This window comes from Mucilaginibacter mallensis, assembly GCF_900105165.1.
Taxonomy (GTDB): domain Bacteria; phylum Bacteroidota; class Bacteroidia; order Sphingobacteriales; family Sphingobacteriaceae; genus Mucilaginibacter; species Mucilaginibacter mallensis.
This window is the reverse complement of record NZ_LT629740.1, coordinates 2,894,549-2,913,318: the sequence shown is the minus strand read 5'-3', so window position 1 is coordinate 2,913,318 and position 18,770 is coordinate 2,894,549. Positions and strand designations below refer to the sequence as shown.

The window sequence follows — 18,770 nt, the reverse complement described above, 5'->3', positions numbered from 1 at the left end:
TTTAATATTTATAAATGCTTAATATGAAGAAGATTCTTTTTTTTGTTGGAATATTAGCAAGTACTATTACAGGTGTAAATGCTCAAAAATATAACGGGTTAAACCCGGGATTAAATAATATATACCAGTTATCTGATGCGCAAAGCCGCTCTATAAGTCCTGAAAATTTTACAGGTGAAAAAGGTAAAGGTGGCATGGCTATAACCGGGAACGGACAGGAGGCAGCACGGGACCTCGGTCAGGGCTGGAAGGTTAGCCCCAGCGTAACCATTAAAAAGCATACTACATTTACAGTTGCTGAAATAACCGGGCCGGGTGCTATACAACATATATGGATGACACCTACGGGCAACTGGCGTTATTCTATTCTCCGTTTTTATTGGGATGACGAAACTACACCATCGGTTGAAGTACCTGTAGGCGATTTCTTTTGCATGGGATGGGGGCAGTATTCGCCTGTACAGTCATTGCCGGTGGCTGTAAATCCTGGAAGCGCGTTTAATTGTTACTGGCCAATGCCATTCCGCAAAAAATGCAGGATAACCATGGAGAATATTGATGATGAGGACATGGTACTTTATTATCAGGTTGACTATACCTTAACCTCGGTGCCTAATGATGCCGCTTATTTCCACGCACAGTTCAGGAGGGTTAACCCGGCAACCTATAAAAAGCCCGTTATTTTGGTTGATAGCATACAGGGTAAAGGCCAATATGTAGGTACTTACATTGCTTATGGATCAAACAAAAACGGCTGGTGGGGCGAAGGAGAGATTAAATTTTATATTGATGGTGATACACAATTCCCGACCATTAATGGCACTGGTACGGAGGACTATTTTTGCGGATCATATGACTTCGATACCAGGAAAATTGATAAAAATGGGAATGAAACTTCAGCATATACAGAATTTTCGGGCGCTTATTCCGGCTTACCGCAGGTGATAAAGGGTGATGGTCATTATAACAATGCGCAGCGCTTTGGCATGTACCGCTGGCACATAACTGATCCTATCCGCTTTGAGAAAAACCTGAAAGTTACGATACAGGACCTCGGCTGGCGGCATGATGGCCGTTATATGCCGCTGCAGGACGATATTGCGTCAACGGTGTTCTGGTACCAGGTTGGCCCGCATGGACCTTTTCCTAAATTCCCGTCGCGCGACGAACTGGAAGTTAATTAGCGATCAGATCCTTAGCGGCTTTCATACTCAGGCCGAAGTAAAACTTTTGTCCGGCATGGTAATTTTCACGCAGTTCGAAATTTTCAAATGCCGGGCCACCGGGCACATCCATATATTTACTTTTATCAGCGCTGTCGCCTCCCCAGTATTTTGCCCTGCCATTCACCCTCACTAACAAAGATGGGTCATAATCCGCCGAATCTACCCGCCAATATTGGGTAAGCTTATAAAACGGGCGATAATGCCATCCCCAGGCTGATAGATATTTTTGTTGCTGTGGCCATGAGGCCAGCTCATTAAATGTTTCGTTAGATTCCGCATATACAACATAATCACCCTTGCTGTTCCTGATCATTTCTTTGGCAGGATAGGGCTCTTTCTCGGCAAATTCAATATCATTATAGCCCGCAAACAATTGCCTGGAATCAACTACTTTATCTTTTAGGTATAACAATCTCAACCTTGAATAATTTCCCATAGTTGCCGTTAGCGCGCAACGCTCTATTTTTGCGCTGCCATCGTGATTAAATATTTGCAGGCAAAGTTCGCCGGAATTATCACTGCGGATACTTAATTTAAGGTAGGGGTGGGCGCCATCCAAAAACTTTTCCATAAAAACATATAAAGAGAGTTCTTCAACTTCAGGATGTTTACTGTCAGGATGAGTTATTCTACCACGAGTAGATGCATATGGAGAAAAGCCCTCATTATCGGTACTATCGGCTGCCCAAAACAATTTACCCCATTTACCATCCACCCGCGATTCAGTTACCTCGCTGAATTCCATATCGCCATTAACAACAGGTTCAACCGCGATGTAATTTATTAAATAAACCGTGCCACCATATTCATAACCTATGCGCAGTAAACCACGAGGCCCGCCTTCATAGCCCGGCCCGCCTTTTTCAATTGACGCGGGCCATAAGCCAACAACAATACCGTTATGAATACCCCATATGGGCGGCGATTTTTCATTATCGGGTCTTATCCATTGTGGTTTAGCGGATGTGTTTTGCGCTTTTATAATGTTAGTAAGCATTATAAAGCCAAATATAACTGTTATGGTTTTGATGCCGGATATGCTCATAATATCACATATTATTAAAAAAGCGCATAGGTTTAACTATGCGCTTTGGGTAAACTGGGTTTATATAATCACACAGATCAAGAGTTATTTATTACTTATCCCACCATACACGGCTAGTCATTTTATCGCCCCCGGTTAACCGGGCTACAGCGGTATTGTAATTAGCCAGGTTAGAAGTTTTTTGGCTTGGTGGATAAGTAAGCCTTCTAGGTATTGTACCACTGGTTACATTACCAGGGTAATTTGTAGGTGTTAAGGCCGGGTATCCGCTGCGTCTGAAATTGGCGTAACATTCATATTCATCCATAAGCGTACAAAGCCAATATTGTGTATTAATTTGCTCCAAAGCATCGGCGGCATTATATTTAACATTTGCATAATAAGCAGCTATCGCCCCATCAGTAATGGAAGGGAAGGTACCATAAGTTGATAATTGATTTATGGCGGCTGTTACACCATTTTTATAATGAGCGGCCGCAGTTAAATCGCCGGTAATACCTGGCCATCGCACCGCGGCCTCTGCACGCAGAAACTCGGTTTCGGCATAAGTAACTACTAAACTGGGGGCTCCTATATTAAGGATATTGTCGCTTAGCCGGGAATATCCAGCGAGGCCATTTGCAGGATAATCGGAACGTTTAGTAATGTCTACCTTGGGGTTATTACCGCCTATTATATAGCCAGGAGGAAGCCCAATCTGGTTTGCAGAAGTACTATCGGCGGTAACTCCATCATATAGCCATGCCACAACTGCAAGTCGTGGATCATTATATTTTTTCATATTGTTTACAAGCGTATCCGATAAACGAAGATCGAGACTATCATTACCAAAAATTTGTACGGCATCCTGGTTTGATGTGAGCGCGTTTCCGCTTTCAATGTGCTCAACAATGGCGTTGTCATTATTGCTTTGCATTGTTGTGCCGGTTATTGCTTTTGTAGCATAAGTTTGCGCGGTTGCAATATCTATTTTGGTTAAGCGCATAGCCATACGCAGGAGAAGTGAGTTGCCAAATTTTTTCCATTCGCCTATTTGGTCACTGGATAATGAATAGAAAATATCGCCGGTGGGTTTATCTCCATCCTCGGTGAGGCTATCTGTAGCCTGCGATACTTCTTTCAATAAGTCATTATAAATTGTTTGTTGTGAATCGTACACGGGTGTGTAAATGCGATCGTAATACCCTAAGCCTGCCTGAAAGTATGGGATATCGCCATAAAGGTCAGTTATTTGTTCAAATATTAAGGCTTTCATTATTCGTGCCATTTGATGCAGGTTTCTGTATTGAGGTTTATTTGCAGTAAGTTGATACAATTCAATCACAGGTTGTACATCAGAAGTATAAGAATCCTGGAACATCTCACCCATAGCGCCAATATTGTTTATGTATTTGTCGCCATAGTAAAATGCGCTGCTTGTTGAAGCTACGTGCTGAATAAAACAACCAACGGCTCCCCATTTAGTTGCCCATGCACTACCGCCAACATTAGTGGCTCCAGGATAAGCAAGCTGCGCGGTGGTTAGTAAAAGATTGGGGTCATATTTGGCTGAAGTAATTTGATCTGGGTTTACATTTGCATTGGCAAGATCCTTTTTACAGGAAGCGGTAACAATGATCATAAAAGCGACCGCTATTAAATATATAGTATTAAATTTCATAATAATATTTTTATAGTGTTTGCACATGTTCTACTTATAATTTTATGTTAAGGTTTAATCCCAATGTCCTTGAATAGGGAACCGCAGGCGCTTCAAGTCCTTGTGAATACACCGAAGCAGAGTATGTTGATTCAGGATCAAAATTTGGCGTATGTTTCATAATAGTAAATACATTATGGCATACAAAACTTAGCCTTAACCCATGTATGATCTTATTATTAAATAAAGTAGATGGGAAATCGTAACCGAAAATCACCTGTCTGAATTTGATAAAGCTATCATCATAAACGAACATTCCCTGGTCGGCAAATGCCCAATCATTATAATATGCCGAAGCCGTTTGCTTGTCAGTTCCGTACAATAGATCCCTGCCGGCTAAAGTTGCTTTAGAAAGCCCTTGTTGATAGGCTATGATGTTTGTATTTGAAAATATTTTACCTCCAAATTTACCATCGATTAGGAACGACAGTGTGAAATGTTTGTATTTGAATGAGTTATTAATGCCACCTGCCCATGGGTTTTCTGCTGAGCCGAAATCCTTGGGTTGTGAAAGGGTCTGGTCTGGTGCGCCAAGTCCCGGGTCGATAATGATTTTGCCATTAGCATCAAGGGCGGGACTGGGAGCAAATATTTGCGATGGCTCTTTACCTACAACTTGTGCAGTGTAAGCGCCTGATCCCCAGTCCTGAGCCTCAGAACCCAGGGTGATTTGCGGCTGGCCTCCCAATGATATTACCTTACCTTTGATATAAGCTGCGTTAAAATCCACATCCCAGGTGAAATTCTGGCTTTTAACAGGTGTCCCTCCTAATTCCAGCTCAACTCCATTATATCTTAAAGTACCTACATTAAGCAGTGCCGATGTATAACTTGATGTATAATCAATAGTTACCGGTATAATATCATCAGTAACTCTTTTTTGAAATATGGTAAGGTCAAACCTTAACCTGTTTTTAAAAAAATCCATTTCTGTTCCAGCTTCTATCTCACGCCTGGATGATGGTTTCAAAGCACTGTTCGGAACCTGCAAGCTTCCGGCTACACCTATTGGATAGATGCCACCGCCAGGGGGAGTATATGTACCTTGTATACCATATGTTTGTAAAGTTTGATAAGGATTATCAGCCGCACCACCTACATCAGCGTAGCTTAATCTTAACTTGCCAAGGTCCATATCAGGCATGTGCAGTAATTCAGAAAAAACAAATGAACCACTAACGGAAGGATATAAATAAGTTATTTTCCCAGGCGATAATGTCGAATACCAGTCGTTACGGCCGGTTACTGTTAAATACAGAAAACTTTTATAGCCAACATCAGCACTACCGTATAAAGATTGATATTCCTCATTATTGGTTTGTAAGCTCTCTATTGGATTTTCAAGGTTGCCTATAGTATATAAAAAGGGTATAGCAAAGTTGTTACCCTTTGCAGTAAGATATTCTTGTTGCGATTTCCTGTAATTTCCACCCAATAGCAGATCAAGTGTAAAATCTTTACCGAATTTGAATTTTTTTCCACCTGTCAGATCAATGTTTAGTTCTGTTTGCTTTACATTTTCCTCCATCATATCGCCGGTTAAACCTTCATCAACCACATAGCCTGTTCCGGCGGGTTCTATGTTGGTAGTACGGTCATTAGTATAGTCATCAGCAACTTGCAAACCAATAAAAAAGCCATCGTCAAAAGTGTATTTCGTGTTAGCAGAACCGGTAAAACGATTGCGATGAATAGCCCCTTGCAATTCATACGCTGCAAAATACGGGTTGGTGGTATATGGGTCACCAAAAGCGTTTAATTCAACACCACTATCACCTGCTACCGTTCCGTTCCCATTAGGGCCTTTTAACGTAGTAATATTAATATTGGGCGGCACAAACATAGGCGCCCAGTTTAAGTTTCCAATAGCATCAGATATATTGGGTGCATTTTTTGTATACTCTGATACATATTGTGATGAAAGATCCAATGTTAAATGTTTACCAAATTTAAGATTGGTAGTCTGATTAAAAGTTAGCCTTTGCAGGCCAGCATTCGGAACATAGCTTTCATCATTCAAGTCGCTTACTGAAAAACGTGTAGCACCATCGTCACCAAAGCCTTTGCTAAATGAAACCGTATTAGTGAAATTATTACCCGGGCGATAAAAGCGTGAAAGATTACCTTTGGCAGCTTCAGAGTATGGCCGTTCAACCCCATCAAACTGGTAAGTATTTGAACCATCTAATTTAGCTCCCCAACTTGATTCCATTGATGATAATGCATCCGCAGCGCTAACGGGTTTAGCACCATTGGATCCCTGTCCATATTCTGTTTGAAAATCTGTTTCATCAATCACATTTTCACGTACAAAATTTGAATTTATTTCTACGCCGAGCCCTTCGCCGGTTTTACCTTTTTTTGTAGTAATAAGTATAACACCGTTTGATCCACGATAACCATATAATGCGGTAGCCGCAGCACCTTTTAATATAGATATAGTTTCAATATCATCAGGATTTATATCGCCAATACCGTCGCCGCCGTCTTTACCACCATATCCATCATGACCTTGATCTCCTGTATTATAGTTGTTGTTAACTAGGGGTATGCCATTTAATACGTATAGTGGCTGGTTATTACCGGTCATGTTGGTAATACCGCGTATGACTACGTTACTGGCACCGTTCGGGCCTGTAGCTACACCGCTAACATTTACACCGGCAACCCGGCCTTCAAGGCTGTTTACAAAGCTGTTTTGCCGTGCTTCAGTAATAGTTGCGCCTTTTATAGTACTAACCGAGTAGCCTACTGCCTTATTTTGTTTAGTAATACCTAATGCTGTTACAACCACATCTTTTAATTCAGTGGTTTCCGGCTGTAGTTTAACATCAATTGCGGTTCTGCCAGCTATAGCTATTTCTTTAGGGGCATAGCCGATGAATTTGAAAACCAATGTAGAGGTACTCCCGGCAGTAATAGAGTAGAGCCCATTAGCATCGGTAGATACTGCATTAGCGGTGCCTTTTACCTGTATGGTAACACCCGGGAGTGTTTCATTTGTTACACCATCGGTTAGTTTGCCTTTAATGTTAATGTTTGCCTGGGCTGCAGCAAAATTGCTGAACAGCACCATGAACAATAAGTTTAGTGCGGCAATTTTTAAAACAAGATTGATTTTTTGTGTGTAGAAGTTTTTTTTCATAGTTTGAATTTTAATAAAAAAACAATTGACCAGTAAGCAAAAAACAGTTTGTGAAATTTAAAGAGCGATAAATATTTGGTAGAACTTAAAGTTCTGGCAGGGGCTAGGCTTGTATAATCAATGTAAGTTACAACAAAAAGTATTCTTTCCCTAATGTGAGAACAACATTAAATTTACTTTAATAAATGTATTTTTATAATCAATAATGAAATTTTATTAAGGTTTTTATGTGATATGCCTTTTTAAATTTTGCTTACTCTACAGTATTTAAAATATGATAAAAAGATTCTTAGTCCAGGTATTGCTTATTACCAGTGTTTCTTTTACGGTCCTTGCTCAAAATTTGAATCAGCTAAATAGTTTTAAAACAAGTGTTTACGATGGTAAGCATTTGCTGATAGCCACAACTAAGGGCTATATTGAAATAACAGCCTTTGCCCCTGATGTAATACGCGTTACTTATAAAACCACCCCCAATAAAACTGTTAAAAGTTTTTCAACTATTGCTAAACCGGGAAGAGTAAGAATGCAATACATTAATAACAATTTTGTTACAATATTGAAAACCAGCTTATTAAAGGTGGTTGTAAACAAAAAGGATCTATCGGTGAGCTTTATTGATCTTAAAAATGATACACTATCCAAAGCATTTAATTACATACAAACAGCTGATAGTTCTGCAATCGGTTTTCATTCAGATGGTAAAGAGGCGTTTTATGGCGGCGGTTCAAAAGCAATCGACCTGGATAAAAGAGGGCAGATACTGCAAAATTACAACCAGGCACATTGGGATTATAAGTTTGGCCAAACCGATCTGAATATTTCTATCCCCTTCCTTATATCAAACCGTAAATATGGCATATATATGGATAATGCCGCCAAAAGCAGCTTTGATGTTTGTAAAAGCAACCCGAATGTGCTTGGGTACAAAGTATCATCGGGCCCGGTAAGCTTCTTTTTTATAGGTGGCGAAAGTGTGGATAAGGTAGTCTATAATTATACACAATTAACAGGCCGACAGCCACTGCCACCACGCTGGGCACTGGGTTATATATCGTCAAGGTATGGCTATAAATCAGAAAGAGAAGTAACCAATGTAATTGATAAAACACAGGCAGCAGGTATACCGCTTGATGCTGTGGTGTTTGATTTGTTTTGGTATAAGGCTGATACTTTAATGGGTAACCATAATTGGTATCGTGATAGTTTTCCCGATCCGCAAAAAATGCTGCATAATTACCTGAATAAGGGTGTAAAGGTGGTTACCATAAGCGAAACCTATATCACGCAGAAATCAGAGAATTATAAAACTACAATTAAACAGCATTTGCTTACGCCCGATTATATTACCAAACCTGCGCCGCACATTTTTAAGGATTTTTGGGCTAGTCCCGCTGGTTTATTGGATATTTTTAAGCCGGAAGCACAACAGTTTTACTGGAACTTTTACAAAGCCCGTATAAAGGAAGGCACCGCAGGTTGGTGGTTTGATCTGGGTGAACCAGAATCAAGCTCTGATAGCTTACGCTTTGCCGCAGGCCCGGATAGCAAGGTTCATAATGTGTACGCACTAATCTGGGCAAAAACAGCTTTTGATGGTTATCGCAAGGATTTTCCTGCGAGCCGGATACTTTTATTGCCACGATCAGGCTATGCGGGTATGCAGCGTTATTCGGTATTCCCGTGGTCGGGTGATATTGACCGGTCATTTGAGGGCCTGAAAGCACAGATACCAATAATTACCACCATGGGTTTAGATGGTGTGGGCTATATGCACATGGATGCAGGCGGATTTACCACCGGACAAACAAAATTAAAGGGCGATCCGGAATTGTACTCGCGCTGGCTGGAGTTTGCCGCTTTTTGCCCGGTAATGCGTACCCATGCCGATGCTACTAATTATTCACCCGAACCCATCTTTTGGGATGATAACACACGTTTAAGGGTTACTAAATATATAAAACTGCGATACCAGCTATTACCTTATAATTATACGCTGGCTTATACTAATACAACAACAGGTCGCCCGCTAATGATGCCGCTTAATTATTTCGACGATAGTAAACAGCTATCCAACATAAATGATGAGTATTTATGGGGCGAACACCTGTTAGTCGCCCCTGTTATTATAAAAGGACAAACAGTAAAAAAGGTCATATTCCCGAAAGGGGAATGGATAGGTTTTAATGATCTGGAAGTTTATAAAGATTCCGCCAGCGTATCTGCGCCATTAGATAGCCTGCCTTTGTTTGTTAAGGCAGGTAGTATTATAACAATGACAGCGCCTACTACAAATACCAGCCAATACGATGGTAAAAGCCTGATCCTGAAATATTATATGGGTAACGCTAATGTAACCGTTAAATCACAGTGGTTTTATGATAACGGAATTGACCCTAAATCGCTTGTGAAAAGGCAATATGACCTGGTTACGTTCACCAGTACCGGCACAGGTAACGAACATTATATCAGTATAAAACCTGAGCATTTGACCACCAGGCAAAAGAAATTTAAACTGGAAATCCCAGGCAAAAGGGTTAGACGGGTTAAATTTTCTAATAGAACCAAATACACAGTGGTTGGTAACGAGATTTATTTTAGTTGGAACGGGCGTCCTCTACAAATAGATATTAAAACCTTATAAAATATTATGAATAAAGGTATAATCCAGCTATTGGCTTTGAGTTTATTTTGTATCAGCGTAAAAGCGCAGGACCCATGGATAATTAAGGCCGATAAAATTGACCCGGCAAATTACTATGGTGTTACGGTTGCCAACGGTATGATAGGGATCGTATCATCATCAGAACCATTTCAGGTAAAAAATGTAGTGCTGGCGGGTGCTTATGATATGTATGGCAGGGGTAGGGTAAGCAATTTTCTGAACAGCTTTAATTTGCTGAACATGTATCTGCTATTTAATGGCGATGACTGGGATGCCAGCAAGGTGAAGAACATGAAGCAGGAACTGGATATGCAGCATGCCTCGTTCACCACTACTTTTGATTATGGCGATGTTGCTTCCATAAAATACACCTATTATTCGCTCAGACAATTGCCTTTTTGTGTGTTGATGGATGTATCTGTTACTGCAAAAAAGACGGTAAATATTACCGCTGCAAGTGTAATGCAAACTCCTGACGCTTTGCGTGATGTGCAGAATTATTATAATGAGGTTGACGGGCCAACAGGTCGTATCAGTTTGCTTACCTCTACAGCTAAAAGTCCGACAGGTAAGCTGCAATTATGCGCCTCTAATGCTTTTATATTTAATGAGGCAGATTCATTAGCGCCAAGGCTGATGCATGAGATGCTGGATAATAATATGCATTCCATGCGGTTCAGTAAGGAATTAGCTGCCGGGCAAACTTATAGTTATAGTGTAGTAGGTTCATCCATAACCTCCGCACATACCACTGATCCATTAAATGAAGCAGAACGCCTCACCATTTTCGCCCGTTTACAGGGCCGTGATGGTTTGATAAAGGCGCATACAAAAGCTTGGGCCGAGCTTTGGAAAAGCGATATACAAATTGATGGTGAACCACAGGCGCAGCAGGATGTGCATAGCATGCTGTATCACCTATATTCATTCTCGCGCGAAGGTACAGCTTACGCGCCATCGCCAATGGGATTATCGGGATCGGGTTATAATGGGCATATATTCTGGGATTCTGATCTATGGATGTTTCCGGCTTTGTTAGTGCTTCACCCTGAAATTGCCAAATCACTAATTGAATACCGTTATGAACGCCTTGCTGCCGCGAAGCAAAATGCTTTTGCGCATAGTTTTAAGGGAGCGATGTACCCGTGGGAGAGTGCGGATAATGGTACCGAGGAAACGCCTGTCGGTTCATTAAGTGGCCCTTTTGAACACCATATTACCGCTTGCGTGGCATTAGCTGCGTGGAATTATTACTGTGTAACCCAGGATAAGCAATGGCTGCAGGAAAAAGGATGGCCGATCATATCAGCCTGTGCCGATTTTTGGGCGAGCAGAGTTGAGCGCAATGGCCCCGGCCAATACGACATTAAAAACGTGATAGCTGCTGATGAATGGGCCGAAGGGATAGACAATGATGCTTTCACCAATGCAGCGGCAAAGGCAAATTTGCAATGTGCCGCTTTAGCAGCCAAGGTTTTGAACGTGAAAGCTGATCCCGATTGGCAATTGGTAGCGCAAAATATCCCGATATTAAAATTCCCGGATGGGGTAACTAAAGAGTTTGCAAGCTATAAAGGCGGCGGTATTAAGCAAGCCGATGTAAATTTGCTGGCCTATCCATTAAAAACGATAACCGACCCGGCACAGGTTAAAAAAGATTTAGAGTTTTATGAAAGCCGGATACCAAACGAAGGTACACCAGCAATGACACAGGCCATCTTCACTTTGTTATACTCCAGATTAGGCAATGGCGATAAAGCATATCATTTTTTCAAGGATGCTTATGAGCCGAACCTCAACCCGCCATTCAGAGTAATAGCTGAAACAAAGGGTGGTACAAACCCATATTTTGCAACCGGCGCAGGTGGGATCATTCAAAGCTTATTGATGGGTTTTGGTGGATTGGATATTACACCAAACGGAATTACCCAGGTTAAAAGCACGCTGCCATCAAACTGGAAATCAATCACAATAACAGGAGTGGGGCCAGAGAAAAAAACTTATGTGGTTAAATAAACCTATTGAAAATTTGGTGCGGCAGGTTTATCAGTCATGGTAAATACCAAGTTTCCACCGCTCATAATATCTTTATAAGTGATATATGGTTTAGTATAGATGCGGCCATTTAAACTAATACTCTCCACATATTTATTTGCTTGCGACAGGTTTACCGCCTGAATTATGAAATGCCTGTTATTCGGTAAGGTAATATCCATATTCCTCATCTGCGGAGCACCAAAAACGAATTTGCCATCTACCGGATTAACCGGGTAAAAGCCCATGGTTGTAAAAATATCCCAGGCCGACATCTGTCCGCAATCATCATTTCCAGACAGGCCGTTCGGTTTATTTTGATAGAACTGTTCGTGCACCTGCCTTGCATATTGCTGTGTTTTAGCCGGATTGCCTGCCAACGTGTACAAATAAGCCACATGGTGCACCGGCTCGTTGCCGTGTGCATACTGGCCGATTAAACCCGTAACATCCAGCGTTGATCCTTTGCCAAATACCTTTGCCGGCATAGTAAATAATGAATCCAGCTTATCAGAGAATGCTTTATTGCCACCCATCAGCTTGATTAATCCTGGTATATCATGTTGCACCTGCCAAACATATTGCCAGGCATTACCCTCAGTATAATCGCCCCCTATAGCTAATTGACCACTATCCAAATGTGCAAATGGCTCAACCCATTTGCCGTTTGCTAATTTACCGCGCATCAGGTTGGTTGATTTATCAAACAGGTTAACGTAAAACTTTGACCGCCTGGTGAAATAAGCGTAATCAATCTGTTTGTGCAGCGCTTTGGCTAATTGAGCAGCGCACCAGTCATCATAAGCAGCTTCTAATGTCCTTGATACCGCTTCACGTTTTACTATATCCGATGGCAGGTAGCCATAGCGCATATAAATGCGCCAGTCGTATTTTGGATTTACGTTTGTAGTTAACGTTTTCTTTATAGCGGCGAATGCTTTTTCTTTATCAAAACCCTTTATCCCCTTCAAACTGGCATCAACTATAACAGGTATGGAGTGGTTGCCGATCATGGCATAACTTTCCTTTCCCCATAAAGTCCAAATGGGTAATGCTTTGGCTATGTCGAAATGCTGCAGCATGCTTTCTACCATTTGCCCGTCACGGTTGGGGCAAAGGATGGTGTACATGGGATGTGCCGCGCGATAGGTGTCCCATAAGGAAAAAGTTGAATAAAATACCTTATCAGCAGATTGATGGACTTTTCCATCCGCGCCCCGGTATTTGCCATCAATATCAGCGATATTATTGGGTTGGATGAACAGGCGGTAAAGACTGGTATAAAGATTGGTCTTTTCATCATCAGTTCCTTCAGCCTTAATAATACTCAAGCGGTTTTCCCATGCTTGTACAGTTTCGCTTTTAACGATTTCGAAGGATTTATTTATGGTTTCTGAAAGATTCAATTTAGCGCCTTCAATACTTACTGCAGATATAGCCACTTTTGCTTCTACCTGTCCGCCTGCTTTGTTGTCGAAGTCAAGTATCAAGCGTCTTTTGTTTTTGCCGTCAATAAAATGATAGCCGGTGAATGGTTTATTGAAAATTGCTGTGAAAAACATCTTCCTATCCACCCATACTGATGTAGAAGTATAGCCACTGATAGAGTTGTTGCTATTAATTGTGATCGATCCGTCTAAAAGATGGCTTTCCAATTCTTCTTTGGAATCAACTAAACTGCTCTGGATATCCACCAGAATATGCGAATCGCCTTTGTTGTTAAAAGTATAACGGTGCAACCCGGTATGCGGCGATACAGTAAGCTCAGCTTTTATATTGTCGCGGTTTAATACAACGGTATAGTAGCCAGGAGATGCTTTTTCTGTCGACCTTGAAAAACCGCTTACAAAATTTGCAGGTGCTTTGCCCTGGAAAGGGAAGAAGAGCACATCGCCCAGGTCAACGCCACCTGTTCCGTTTAAATGGGTGTGGGCAAAGCCTGTGATCACACTATCTTCATAACGATAACCAGAGCAATAATCCCATCCAAAATTACCTGTCTCCGGACTTAACTGCACCATGCCAAAAGGAACTGTAGCGCCGGGAAATGTATGCCCTGTTTCTGCTGTACCTATGAATGGGTTTACGTATTTGGTGTAGGATTGGGCGTTGGAATAGTTGAATGAAAGCAATGTCAATAAAAGCAGTAATAGCGTAGGGCTCGCGCGATTCCCCTCTTGAGAGGGGGGTAGGGGTGTGTTTATACCGCATGAAGAACACACCCCTGCAGTCGCACTGCCTTTCGCGCCCCCTCTCAAGAGGGGAACTTCTTTTATGCTGTTTATATTTTTTATCATTTAAACTCCACCGTTTTTTTCAATACCACATCTTCGGCCGAACGGGCTATCATAATATCAAATGTTCCGGGCTCGGTTATATGTTTCATTTCTGTGTTGTAAATAGCAATATCATCAGGTGATACGGTAAATTTAACCGTTTTAGTTTCGCCGGGGTGTAATGATATTTTATCAAAGCCTTTTAACGCCATAACTGGCGCGCTTACGCTGTTTATTTTATTGCCGAGGTACATTTGTACCACTTCTTTACCCGTAACATTGCCTGAATTTTTTACATCAACGCTAACTTCGATTTTATCATTTATGCCGAATTGCTCTGCTGATACTTTTATGTTTGAGTAATCAAACGTGGTATAACTCAACCCAAAACCAAACGGGAACAGGGGAGCGGTAGATGAAAAGACATAATCCTGCCCCGGTTTATCAGGTGTGCCCGGGTTATGGTAAAAACCTTTATTGGAGTTTACCATATTGTAATACACTGGTATATGCCCGGTTGATTGCGGGATGGATACATTTAACCTGCCCGATGGGTTTACCTTGCCGAAAAGTATATTGGCAATTGCTGTTCCGCCTTTTTCGCCGGGGTACCAAGCTTCCAATATGGCGGGGATTTTTTCTTTTTCCCAGGTTATACTCCATGGGCGGCCGTTTACCAATACTAAAATCACCGGTTTGCCTGTTTTGTATAATGCCTGGAGCAAATCACGCTGTACACCTTGCGGGTTAATGTCGGTAACATCATAACCCTCGCCGCAGGTGAAAGGATCTTTAGGTTCGTTGGCAGGTAAATGCCCATTCCAGCCCACACCCTGGAAAATCACACTTGTAGTACCTAATACCACCACAACGGCATCGCTATTATTAGCAGCGTTAATGGCTTCATCAAAGCCGCTCTTATCATTCGCTATCAGATCGCAGCCTTTGGCATAGTTGACCTTTACTTTGTTGCCAACCAACTCCTTAATACCAGCCAATACGGTAGTACCCGAAAGATTATCTCGGGTAGGACTATAATCGCCATACTGAACCTGGTTTGCATTCGGGCCGATAACTGCCAGTGATTTTATGTTATTGATGTTCAAAGGCAGCAGCTGCTTGTCGTTTTTTAACAGTACAATTGATTCTTCGGCTATTTGTTGTGATAGCGCGATATGCTGCGTTGTATGTACCCGCGCTTTTAGTTGTAATGTATCAGGTGCTGCCTTTTCAAACAGGCCTGCTTTAAACTTTGCTGTAAGGATACGTGCTACTGCGGTATCTATCAATGATTCCTTGATCGACCCTGATTTTACAAGTTCTATCAACTTAGGATAAACATCCGGCTGTGGTGACTCCAGATCTACACCGGCTTTCAGGCCCATCATGGCTGCCGTTTCCTTGTCTTTAGCCACTTTATGAAAGGTGTTCAGCATGATGAGGCCATCATAATCAGAAAATATATAGCCTGTAAAGCCCCATTCCTTTCTTAATATTTGGTTCAATAAAAAGCTGTTGGCATGGGCGGGTATGCCATCAATCTCGTTATAAGCGGGCATTACCGAGTAGATATTTGCCTGTTGTATAGCTGCCTTAAACGGTGGCAATATCATAGAGCGTAACTCACGTTCGCCAATTTCAGCAGGGGATAGGTTAATGCCCGCCGTGGTAATACTATACGCGGCAAAATGCTTGGCGGTACACATTACTTTATCTTTGCCAATGCCTATCCTGCTTTGAGCGGCATCGCCCTGCATGCCTCTTACAAAGGCAGTTCCCATTGCGGTTACGAGATAGGGATCTTCAGAATAACATTCTTCAACACGACCATACCTCGGGTCGCGGATGAGGTCAAACAGCGGAGATAGTGCCTGGTCAACACCTGATGATAATGCTTCATAGGCAATCACCGAGCCCATTTGCTGAATCAGGGCAGGATTAAAAGTACAGCCCTGGTTTATGGCCTGTGGAAATATGGTAGCGCCTGCGGCCAGTTGCCCGTGCAAACATTCGCCAATTTGAATAGGGGGTATGCCCAGTCTTGATTTTTTACGCACCTCTTTTTTTGCAGCGATAGATTGTTTAGCTACATCTCCTACAGATAAAAACGGACTGGCACAAACACCGTAAGCGATATCGCCATTCAAAGGTTTATCCAGATCAGAAGCTGTCATTTGCCCTATCTTTTCCTCCAGCGTCATCCGCCTTAAAAGATCCGTTACACGTACCGGGATCGGCGCTTTTGGATCTTTATAAACCTGTGCCTTTGTTATAGTGGCTAACCCAAGCATTAATATTAACAGTTGTATTCTCTTGCCCATCATTGTCACAAATTAATGAAACAGGTATGAGGTTTCAAGCGGTTTGCCATCAGTGGTTTTTATGCTGATAAGCGTTTGCTCACTATTTGTAGCATCAGCCAAATAATAACCGCCTATTGGGTATATGCCTTTTTGCAGGTGCAAAATTGTTTCCTGTGGTTCAACGTATTTGTTTTCATTGCTATTGATGATGACAAGGTTACCCAGTAGTACCAAAGGACTATTTTCAAAATCCGATGTGATCAGATAATCGCCCTCCGTATCAATTTTAAGGTATCCGTTTAACTTAACCCAAGTGTTAAACTGACCCGGGAATGGCTTGATAAAGTCGCCCACTTGCCATGCGCCGGTTACGAAATTTTTAGCTGTATCCAATGTCGGATAGTTATTGTACGTGGTTCTGTACGCAAAGTAGGCCAGGCCGGGTTGCAGATCAGGCGTATTTGTTAAAGGTTGCGGCACATTAACATGTTTTATCGTGGCAATTTGTGTAATAGGTTTTGCAGGCGGTCGGGTAATGTATAACCTGATGGGTAAACTATCTTTAAATGTTGATCTCAATAATAACGGAAATGAGTTAAGTACAGCATTCGTATCAGTCTTCCCGGTAAACGTATACCGCACTTGGGCATCGTTTAGTGGGTAAGTTATGGTTTGCGAATAGTTGTTTTTATTGGTGATCACATCCTTCAATCCATCAGCATTTGGGATTCGTGCATTTAAATCCCATAAATTAAACAAGCGATAATTGGCATACATGCTTTGTTCAAACCGTTTAATATCCTTTTCGGCTTTTGGCGTCCATGTTAGTTCAGCTACACCGAGTAAACGGGGATAGATCATGTACTCCAGATGCTTATATGTGCCAATTTTCTCTACCCAGATATTGGCCTGCGCACCTAATATGTATTTTGCTTCATCAGGCGTCAATTGTTTTGATTGCGGCTCATAGTTGTAAACCATTTGCCAGCTTACCGGGTCGTTCCAGCCGATAGGCTCGGTTATGGCGTTGGCCTGCGGGGCATCAAAATACATTTGGGGCAGGGGAGTCATGATTACCTTGTGGTGCATTTTTGCGGCTATAATACCGCCTTCTTCACCTTCCCAGCTCATTACAGTAGCCGATGGGGCTAATCCGCCTTTTAAGATCTCATCCCAGCCGATCAGTTTTTTGCCGTTAGTATTCAGGAATTTTTCAATCCTTTTAATAAAATAGCTCTGCACCTGTCCCGGTTCGGTAAAGTGCTCCCGTTTCATCAGGGCAACTGCAGTAGGACTTTTAAGCCAGTCGGTAACCTCAGCTTCATCACCACCGATGTGTATATATTGATTAGGAAACAATTGCATTACCTCGGTAAGTACGTTTTCATAAAAGGTGAATGTATATTCGCTTGGATCAAGCATGCGCACTCGGTGTGCCGCGCCTGTCGAATCCTTGCAACCCAATTCCGGATAAGCAAAAATTGCCGCCTCGCTATGGCCCGGCATTTCAATTTCAGGCAAAATGGTAATAAACCTGTCCTGCGCATATTTTACTACGGAACGGATATCATCTTTAGTATAAAAACCGTCCCTACCGTCGTCATTCAGGTTATCCAGCTTTCTGAATTTTCCTTGCTTTGCATAATACGCTATTTTGGCACCAACTTCAGTCAAAAGGGGGTATTTATCAATTTGTATGCGCCAGCCTTCATCGTCGGTTAAATGCCAGTGCAAAATATCCAGTTTGTAATGCGCCATCATATCGATGTATTTTTTCACTTCATCAACCGTAAAGAAATGGCGACTAACATCAATGCTCAAGCCGCGCCATTGAAAGCGGGGCTCATCTGCTACCTGGCAGGCAGGAACGGCTAATGATTTGCTTATAGTACCAGGTAATAATTGGATCAGCGACTGCACACCATAAAATAATCCCGGCCCGCTGCCTGTTATGATTATGCTTTTAGTGGATACCAACATAGTATAAGCACCTTTGACCGTATCGGTAGCCTTGCTCACTAATTGTATGGCTGCGTTTTGCGGAATTTGATCGTACTTCTTAACCTTTACATTTAACTGGTAAGTATCTTTTAAATACTGCTGTAAATAACTTCCTACAATTTGACTCTCTGCATTTACTGCAATTGTAGCCCCATCTTTCACACTAAAAGAACCCTTTTGCTGAACAGCACTAACCGGTTGTGGAACGATATGTAATTGAGCAAACAGATCACTGTTTGTTGTCAATACGATAGCTGTTATATATAAAAATACTTTTAGCAAACAACGATATTTAAAGCTCTTTTCGGCAGGGTGGTTTTCAGATAGGATCATATGTTAAAAATAGATTTAATATCGCATTTAAATGTATATCAAT

Annotated in this window: 9 protein-coding genes; 3 read left to right on the top strand and 6 right to left on the bottom strand. The window is 41.8% G+C overall.

Features of this window, described 5'->3' with window-relative positions:
* Positions 1-23 precede the first annotated feature (23 nt).
* Positions 24-1,184 (top strand): glycoside hydrolase family 172 protein, encoded by a 1,161-nt coding sequence (locus BLU33_RS12005; protein WP_091380456.1) that lies wholly within the window; start codon positions 24-26, stop codon positions 1,182-1,184.
* Here the strand turns inward: BLU33_RS12005 and BLU33_RS12000 are convergent.
* The 3 genes from BLU33_RS12000 to BLU33_RS11990 form a co-directional block, all read right to left on the bottom strand.
* The gene (locus tag BLU33_RS12000; RefSeq protein ID WP_091372891.1) at positions 1,177-2,271 is read right to left on the bottom strand and encodes a hypothetical protein; all 1,095 of its coding nucleotides are present in this window, start codon (positions 2,269-2,271) and stop codon (positions 1,177-1,179) included. The genes BLU33_RS12005 and BLU33_RS12000 overlap by 8 nt on opposite strands.
* 91 nt (positions 2,272-2,362) lie before the next feature.
* Complete coding sequence (locus BLU33_RS11995) at positions 2,363-3,931, bottom strand: SusD/RagB family nutrient-binding outer membrane lipoprotein (protein WP_157682129.1); 1,569 nt, start codon at positions 3,929-3,931, stop codon at positions 2,363-2,365.
* Between the two features lie 34 nt (positions 3,932-3,965).
* On the bottom strand, positions 3,966-7,115 hold the full coding sequence (locus tag BLU33_RS11990; protein ID WP_091372886.1) for a SusC/RagA family TonB-linked outer membrane protein: 3,150 nt from the start codon (positions 7,113-7,115) through the stop codon (positions 3,966-3,968).
* Between the two features lie 274 nt (positions 7,116-7,389).
* Between BLU33_RS11990 and BLU33_RS11985 the strand changes: the two genes are divergently transcribed.
* Positions 7,390-9,759 (top strand): TIM-barrel domain-containing protein, encoded by a 2,370-nt coding sequence (locus tag BLU33_RS11985; RefSeq protein ID WP_091372883.1) that lies wholly within the window; start codon positions 7,390-7,392, stop codon positions 9,757-9,759.
* Positions 9,760-9,765: 6 nt separating this feature from the next.
* Positions 9,766-11,796 (top strand): glycoside hydrolase family 65 protein, encoded by a 2,031-nt coding sequence (locus BLU33_RS11980; protein ID WP_091372880.1) that lies wholly within the window; start codon positions 9,766-9,768, stop codon positions 11,794-11,796.
* 2 nt (positions 11,797-11,798) lie between these two features.
* Here the strand turns inward: BLU33_RS11980 and BLU33_RS11975 are convergent, their stop codons facing one another.
* From BLU33_RS11975 to BLU33_RS11965, 3 genes are all read right to left on the bottom strand, one after another.
* Positions 11,799-13,952, bottom strand: coding sequence for a GH92 family glycosyl hydrolase (locus tag BLU33_RS11975; RefSeq protein WP_197684602.1), 2,154 nt, complete (start codon positions 13,950-13,952; stop codon positions 11,799-11,801).
* A 155-nt stretch (positions 13,953-14,107) separates the two neighbouring features.
* Positions 14,108-16,414, bottom strand: coding sequence for a glycoside hydrolase family 3 N-terminal domain-containing protein (locus tag BLU33_RS11970; protein ID WP_091372874.1), 2,307 nt, complete (start codon positions 16,412-16,414; stop codon positions 14,108-14,110).
* 9 nt (positions 16,415-16,423) lie between these two features.
* Positions 16,424-18,727, bottom strand: a complete 2,304-nt coding sequence (locus BLU33_RS11965; RefSeq protein ID WP_091372871.1) for a beta-N-acetylhexosaminidase — start codon at positions 18,725-18,727, stop codon at positions 16,424-16,426.
* Between the last annotated feature and the right edge of the window lie 43 nt (positions 18,728-18,770).